Consider the following 6,813-nt stretch of genomic DNA (forward strand, 5'->3'; position numbering starts at 1 on the left):
GCTCCCGCCTTCGCGAAGCCCGCTTCGGCGGGCGAAGGAAGGTCGGCGGAGTAGGCCGACGGGGAAGGGTCAGGGTGGAGGTGAACGCTTATCTCCTTTCGTTACGACTGAGCTGCCAGGTGCTCCGCCAGCCGGTGGCCCAAGGCCATCGCCGTAAGTTGCGGCGGAACACCAATGGAATCAGGATACAGGCTGGTGTCGCACACGTAAACCCCTTTGACCCCGAACACCGCCCCATAGGGATCGGCCGCACCCTTGGTGGGATCCGAGCCGATTCCGCACGTAGACTGAGGATGGACCGACACGTAGGGCACGGAACGCATGTCCACCTCGGCGATCCTCGTGATCTCCTCCGGCTTCTCGAGAATCGCTCCCTTCGGCATCGTCAGCATGACTTTCTTCGCGCCCGCAGCGAACAGCAATTTCGCACAGTGCACCCAGGATTCTCGAAGCGTCTCCAAGTCGCTCGGCGTGAGCGCATATTTTATTCGCGGTCGGCCTGCGCCGTGGACGCTCACCTGCCCTTCCGTCCGGTCGTGGATGAAGGGTGAGAGCGCCGCGACGTGCCGATATTGCGTCATGGCGTCCCGATGGAATCGGCCGACACCGGGCACGATTCCGGAGAAAAGCATGGGGTGGCCGAAGGCCGAAACCACCACGTAGGATCCCTCGGGCCGCGGCTTGAAGAACTCCGTAACCACGACGCTCTGGGGAAGTCCCCGCCATCCCTCGATCGGTTCATCGAAAAGGCCGGCCACGCTCGTCCCAGGGTGTAGATGGAGACCCGCTCCAATCCGTGGGTTGCTTGCCCCAAGCCCCGATCGAATCAGCAGCACCGGAGAGTCGATTCCCCCCGCGGAGACGATCACACGCTTGCAACGGATCTTCATGGTGCGTCCGGCCGCTGATTTCGCTTCGACCGCCACGACCGATCCACCTTCCACCGCGATCCGTTGCGCCCGGCAATTCGTGACGACCTTACCTCCATGGGCCACGAACGAGGGGAGAAAGGCCACGGGAATATTGTTCTTACGATCATAGGCGCAGCCCAATTCGCAGAAGCCGCTCCCGAGACAGTCCGTCCGGTTATGCCTTGCCACCTCGAAAAGCCATCCCAGCTTTTGGGAGCCGCTCACCGCCACTTTGTTGTTGAGATTGACTTGGCTTTCGTCAATCCGAGTTACCCGGATCCGCGTTTCCACCGCCTGGTAGTGGCGCTCCATGCCGGCCACGCTCATGTCTTCCACTCCCGAACGGCGCCGCCAATCTTCGAAGATCCACTCCGGGGCGCGGTAGCAGAGGTTGATGTTATGGACGGTCGACCCGCCCACGCCGCGGCCCTGGATCACGTTGATCCGGCGGTCCGCCGTCTGCCGGAATCCGAATTCGTTGAACAAGCGCGGGATCATTTCTTCTTCCCGCTGATTCATTTGATCGCTTGTGACGTAGGCCCCCGCTTCCAGTGCGAGCACTTCCACTCCGCGGTCGGCCAGCTCCGTCGCCGCGACGCCGCCACCCGCGCCAAACCCAATCACGACCGTGTGGGCGTCCATCTCAGCCGGCGTTTCCGGATCATCCGCCGAGGACACGCCCGATGTCACCTTCACGGGAACATGGGGCATGGGAATGCGGCCGACCCACGGCCCGTCGTATCCGATTTCCGGCCACACCTCCTCACGCCCGTAGTGGGCCATGGCGCAGAGGGTGCGCAAAAGAACCATGAGCATTCGCCGCGAATCGATCCGGCTGTCGAGCCACCCCTCAAGAACTTCTTCCTGTTCTTCCCGCGTAAGCCGTCCAAAGGTCTTGAAGCGAAGCCCAAAGACAGGCTGATAATGGATCACCCGCGCCAGAATACTCACGACCTTGACGAGATCGATCTCCGTGCTTGGAAATACTTTTCGAACCAATCGATCGACGCTCTCGGGATCGAAGGGCTTGTCCTGTGGACCGAGTCCCAGCAGCGCCGTTCCCACCACGGCCAGGACGCCATGGTGGCTGCCATCGCTCCCAGCCGCCTTTGGTCCATTCCCGCATGAGGCCGCCAGAAGCACTCCAAACGCGCTGTTGCTTCTTAGAAAGTCCCGACGCGTGAACCGTTCGACTTCAGCCAGCGAAAGCAGATCTCTACCGTTCGACACGACTCCGATTATAGGTGAATCCTGGCCGCCAAGTCAGCAAGATTATGAGACAGTCGACCTTCTGACTTCTTCCCACCCGCGCCCGCGTCACGCCAAAAGTGGTGGCCTGCGCACCGGGTGAGGAGCGACGTAAGGATCGCAGGGATAGATTGCGTAGGCAGGACTCTCCCTTGACCTTAGTCACGCGACGCGTTATTATTCACCGCATTGATCAAGTCGTTCAAATGCGCCGACACGGAAGCTCTTACGAAAGGCCGGCGGGTCAAACGGTTTGTGAACATCGAGACCGTTGCCCGGCGCAAGCTTCGTCAACTCGAAATCGCAGGCCGGCTCGAAGACCTCCGCGTCCCGCCTGGAAACCGTCTGGAACCGCTCAGGGGCCATCGCGCGGGCCAGCACAATATTCGCGTGAATGATCAGCACCGCGTGTGCTTTCGCTGGACGGACGCGGGCGTCGAGGATGTGGAGATTGTCGATTACCATTAGGGGAGGAATGGCATGCGTAGACTCAGGCCTGTGACGCCCGGCGAGCTTCTGCGGGAGGAGTTCCTGAGGCCCATGGGGCTCAGTCAATACCGCTTGGCCAAGGAGATTGGGGTACCTGCTCAGCGAGTCGGCGAGATCGTGGCCGGCAGGCGGGCCGTCACAGCGGACACCGATTTGCGTCTGTGCCGATTCTTCGGCCTGTCCAATGGCTACTGGTTGCGGGCGCAGGCGGCCTACGACACCGAGGTGGCGGAGAGAGTCCTCGGCCATGCTTTGGCCAGGATCAAACCATGGGCAAAATCGGTGAACCGTGGAGAGCCGCAGGGCTTCCGTTCAACCGGCCCGTAGTCCTGGGAGCTTGAAGCGCTCCCAATCAGTTTTCGGCGCAGTCAACTCAACTTCAAATCATCATCCTCTCGAACGGATTCAGGGCATTTCGACAGGCGCATCTCTCCGGTAGTGCCATCAGCGAATTTCATGGAGACTCGACCGCTCAAGAATGGAGGCCCGCCCTTGCCCATTCCACGACCGGGGTCATTGAGGCGCGGAGATCCACCGTGATACTGTACCCAGGAAACGGTCATGGCATTCCATCTGGTAACGCTGATTTTCGCGGGCGAAGTGCCGACGCTGAACGCCTATTCGCAGACGTGGGGCGATGAGTTCCGGATCTCGGCCCTGACCGACATCAGGCAATCGGAATCCAGGCGGGAGAAGGGGCTAGGCGGCTCCCCCCTGTTCCGGATCGTCATCAATCTGATCCCGCCATTCCGACCCGAGCTTCTGGGCTCGCTCGCGAGCAAGATCGAAGAATCGCTCGTTCTCCCCGGGTCCGGCCAGGGTGACGCCGTAGAAATTGAAATCATCCTCCCCGACCTCACGGAGAAGATTCTTGTCCGTCCCAACCGCTACGAAGACCTTGAATCGATCCGTGCCGTCTGCCTGAAACTGCGCGGGTTCGTCGAGCCGCGTTAGTCGCGCAACCGTCGGGGCCGGGCGACGTACCTTCCCGAGTCAGCGGAAGTCTCGGGTCACAAATCGAAGGAAATCTGGGGACACCATACCTCTTTCGGTGAAAGGGGCTTCGAGGGTCGGGCCGGGGCCTAGGGCTTCGAGGGTCAGACATGGGGGTTGACAATGCGAGGATGGAGGCGAGCGGGAGGATGAGCATCACCCTCGTTCCTTCTCTCGGCCCTTATGGCCTCGTGGAAGCTCGGGTACCGCATCCTGTCCAAGGGTCAGGTCTTGCGTTAGCAGATGGACTGTGAGTAATAGAAGGATCATTTCGTGGAATCACGCCCGCTCACATCGCCGCTCAGTAGTATCAAGTCAAGATTTGACCCCATAGCTTCCTGAATATTCTCGCCCTCTGACCCTCCAGTCCGGCTAGTTACTTTGGAAGTCATTGCCTTCGCCCACACAAACTTCGAGGTCCGTAATCTCGGAGTCGTGAACCGTGTCCAATAGGAACGATTCACCGGAATCCAGATTGCTCAGCCACACGGAACTCGAGTGGCGAATCTGGGAGCAATCAGCAGAGGCACAGACGGTCGAGTTCACATGAATCACCTGCCTTCGATCCACCCACTGGTATGTGTCAATATTAACCCACCTTCTCCTTTCCGTCTCGCCAAACGGAAATTGGTATTCGAGGTGGGTCGCTCGCGAATTTGGAGAAAGTATGTTCTTAATTACGTAGAAACTGGTGCCACGGCGATCATCCTTGAGAAATCCCAGTTGCATGCCTTCCGGCGCGAACTTTGGCTGCAATGATTTCTCCACTACTGATTCCGCGCGGCCGTTCGCCAGATTGACGAGAACCGTATTCCACCCCACGAACGAATCGTACTCATCGTCCGCCTCCGTCGGGTTATTGGCATTAAAGGCGACAAAATTGCCGGATGGACTCCAAGTGATGGGTCGGTACCCATCAAAAATGAGAGTCCAAGGGTCAAGATTGTCCAGCGCGGGCCGAAGTCGTCTCTCGTTGACATCATAGAGCAGAATCTGTTCGACCCCATCACAGTGAGGTGGTATTGGAAGGGACTTGATTCCAACGGTACTTCCGTCCGGGGACCAAGCAGGGCTTCCAATATGCCCATCACACGGTTCACCTGTCCTGTTACGCGGCTGGAATATCAAATCGATCTGCCCGGTAAGCGGATTCAGGAGGTAAACGCCAATTTGCCCGGGATTTGCGTGTCCCGCGAGTGCGACATGACCACCCCGCGGAGACCATCTCATACTTTGAGTATTGAATCCTCCCGGAACGGGCAAGACCGTTGAAGCATGATTTTCAGAAACGTCGCGTATCTCATCCATCCACCAAGAAGATTCGGTCGACAACGATTCGTCGACCCAGCTGGATGCCAGGACATCTCGGCAATCAGGGGAAACCGCAAACGCCGTCACTCTCTGGGAAAGCACTTGCCTCCGACCGGTGGATACGTCCAAGCGGACCAACTGCGCTTCCAATTGACTACGCAGAATATGAGGACCACCGTCATAGTACTGCACCCAATGTTTTTGGATATCGTATTGTGAAAGATAGAAAACTGACAAGGAGCGTCCTTCCGAATCTTTTACGCCAGGTCTCCAGAAGGTCGCCTCGGTGGAAGAATCTCCCTCGGACTTGGATTCACCATTGAAAGGCTTTTCCTCATCAGAGATACCCGCGTCCCGTCCGGAACTCTTGGAGCCTGCGTGGTCTCCCGGCAAGCCGCAGCCGATGTCCAAAAGAAGGGCAAATACATACAGGGGGCAGTTGAAAAAACCGCCGCTCAAGATCCTGACCGCTCGATCACGCATCCATGCGCTCCTCACTTGGTTCATCATAGCACGGTCGAAGTTACTTTATCAACTCACTCCTCTTGGCGCTGAAGCTCTTCACAACCAGGAAGTCCCGAGAACCGTTCTTGTTGCTGAAGGTGAACTCAAGTTTCGGGACAGTGAATAAATCATCGCCATCCCCGGCGACCCCGTTCCCGCCTGCGTCTAAAAAGTAAATCGGAATCACGAAGGACGGCGCGATTTGGACCCCTCCCCACGGGTAGAGACAGCGCGCCTGAGGAGCCTTGAATCTACGCGGTTGAGGCGACTGGGTGGGGATTTCCTCTACGCCCCGCCCCGCGGCATCCTGAAGCTTGCTACTGGGGTCCTCGCTCAAATCCACCGCGATCACAAAGGAGGACATGGAAACATCCGTTATGTGATGCCTGAAATTCAGAACAACGGAATCAAGGAAAGCATGTTTCAGGTTAGGAATTGCCCCCTCTGGACGAACGACAATCAGCCGATCCTTCGTGTTGGTCAAACCAAACATTATGGTTTCCATCTCATTCGGATTCCGGGCTTCACCGTAGATCGTGAAGAATCCGCTGGTCGGGTTAAAATCCGTGAATGCGCTTTTCCCGTCCGAATCCGCGTTCGCGTACTGCTGGGCCGTGGGATACTCATCCACCCCCGACCAAGCGGTATTCGGGTGTGGAGGATTGAAAACTGTGAAACTTGATGGGTCCACATGTTCGACCATCGACCCCGTCTTGTCCCTTCCCGAATACGCAACAACCCGTGCGCTAAACAGCACGAAATCACTTGGGCCAGATGCGGGATTGGGCGCCAGCGTTGATGCGGCGATCCGTACCAGACCGGTGGGAACGAGGGGCGGCGCACCTTGCGTCCACCAGTGAGTCGTAGTGGGGTTGTTCCCAACGAATACTTGAGGAGATGGGAATACAAGACTGTTGAGAACCTCCACAGACCCTACCGAATCAATCCCCCAGTTCATTTCTAACCCCGTTGGGAAGCCTGAAGTCAGATCTTTCTTCTGCAGGCCTCCCACCTCCGCGCACAGTTCACTTACCGGAATCCTGATTTCGCCGCCGTCAATAAACGTGCTGTTGGGTCGCGATGCTATGGAAAACGAGAGTATCGCAAGCGGGCAGGCGCAGTCCGCGGGGCAAATGTGGCATCTTTCCCCCGCTTCACAGACGCCGTTCCCGCAGACGGCCCCGGAGGGCGGGGGTGGCGGCGGTGGGCAACAGTCCTGCGCACAGGTCAAGCAACTCTCGCCCGTTTCGCAGATAATGTTTCCGCAGGCGGGGCAGCCCCGACACGAGTGGACAAGTCTGCCCGGGCGATCGAGCGCCACGGCATGGATCTTGCCTTTCCACACAACGCCCGAAGG

The 6,813-nt window shown here is 58.3% G+C and carries 6 protein-coding genes; 3 read left to right on the forward strand and 3 right to left on the reverse strand.

Annotated elements, in window-relative coordinates:
• Positions 1 to 101: 101 nt before the first annotated feature.
• Positions 102 to 2,141 (reverse strand): GMC family oxidoreductase, encoded by a 2,040-nt coding sequence (locus HYT87_04945; GenBank protein MBI2059099.1) that lies wholly within the window; start codon positions 2,139 to 2,141, stop codon positions 102 to 104.
• Between the two features lie 207 nt (positions 2,142 to 2,348).
• Between HYT87_04945 and HYT87_04950 the strand changes: the two genes are divergently transcribed.
• The 3 genes from HYT87_04950 to HYT87_04960 all read left to right on the forward strand — a co-directional run bounded on the left by HYT87_04950 (position 2,349) and on the right by HYT87_04960 (position 3,602).
• Positions 2,349 to 2,627, forward strand: a complete 279-nt coding sequence (locus HYT87_04950) for a type II toxin-antitoxin system RelE/ParE family toxin (protein MBI2059100.1) — start codon at positions 2,349 to 2,351, stop codon at positions 2,625 to 2,627.
• A 12-nt stretch (positions 2,628 to 2,639) separates the two neighbouring features.
• Positions 2,640 to 2,975 (forward strand): HigA family addiction module antidote protein, encoded by a 336-nt coding sequence (locus HYT87_04955; protein MBI2059101.1) that lies wholly within the window; start codon positions 2,640 to 2,642, stop codon positions 2,973 to 2,975.
• A gap of 234 nt (positions 2,976 to 3,209) precedes the next feature.
• Positions 3,210 to 3,602 carry a hypothetical protein gene (locus HYT87_04960; GenBank protein MBI2059102.1) on the forward strand — a complete coding sequence of 131 codons (393 nt, stop codon included), beginning with the start codon at positions 3,210 to 3,212 and terminating at the stop codon, positions 3,600 to 3,602.
• Positions 3,603 to 4,013: 411 nt separating this feature from the next.
• Here HYT87_04960 and HYT87_04965 read toward each other — a convergent pair whose 3' ends face one another.
• Positions 4,014 to 5,435, reverse strand: a complete 1,422-nt coding sequence (locus HYT87_04965) for a hypothetical protein (protein ID MBI2059103.1) — start codon at positions 5,433 to 5,435, stop codon at positions 4,014 to 4,016.
• 40 nt (positions 5,436 to 5,475) lie between these two features.
• The gene (locus HYT87_04970) at positions 5,476 to 6,159 is read right to left on the reverse strand and encodes a hypothetical protein (protein ID MBI2059104.1); all 684 of its coding nucleotides are present in this window, start codon (positions 6,157 to 6,159) and stop codon (positions 5,476 to 5,478) included.
• Positions 6,160 to 6,813: the final 654 nt, after the last annotated feature.

The sequence above is a fragment of the Nitrospirota bacterium genome (assembly GCA_016180645.1).
Taxonomy (GTDB): Bacteria; JACPQY01; JACPQY01; order JACPQY01; family JACPQY01; genus JACPAV01.

Bases quoted from the DNA above. Each gene is read 5' to 3' on its own strand.
- HYT87_04955 (MBI2059101.1), top strand. From the start codon at position 2,640: ATGCGTAGACTCAGGCCTGTGACGCCCGGCGAGCTTCTGCGGGAGGAG.
- HYT87_04965 (MBI2059103.1), bottom strand. From the start codon at position 5,435: ATGCGTGATCGAGCGGTCAGGATCTTGAGCGGCGGTTTTTTCAACTGC.
- HYT87_04960 (MBI2059102.1), top strand. From the start codon at position 3,210: ATGGCATTCCATCTGGTAACGCTGATTTTCGCGGGCGAAGTGCCGACG.
- HYT87_04970 (MBI2059104.1), bottom strand. From the start codon at position 6,159: ATGGTCGAACATGTGGACCCATCAAGTTTCACAGTTTTCAATCCTCCA.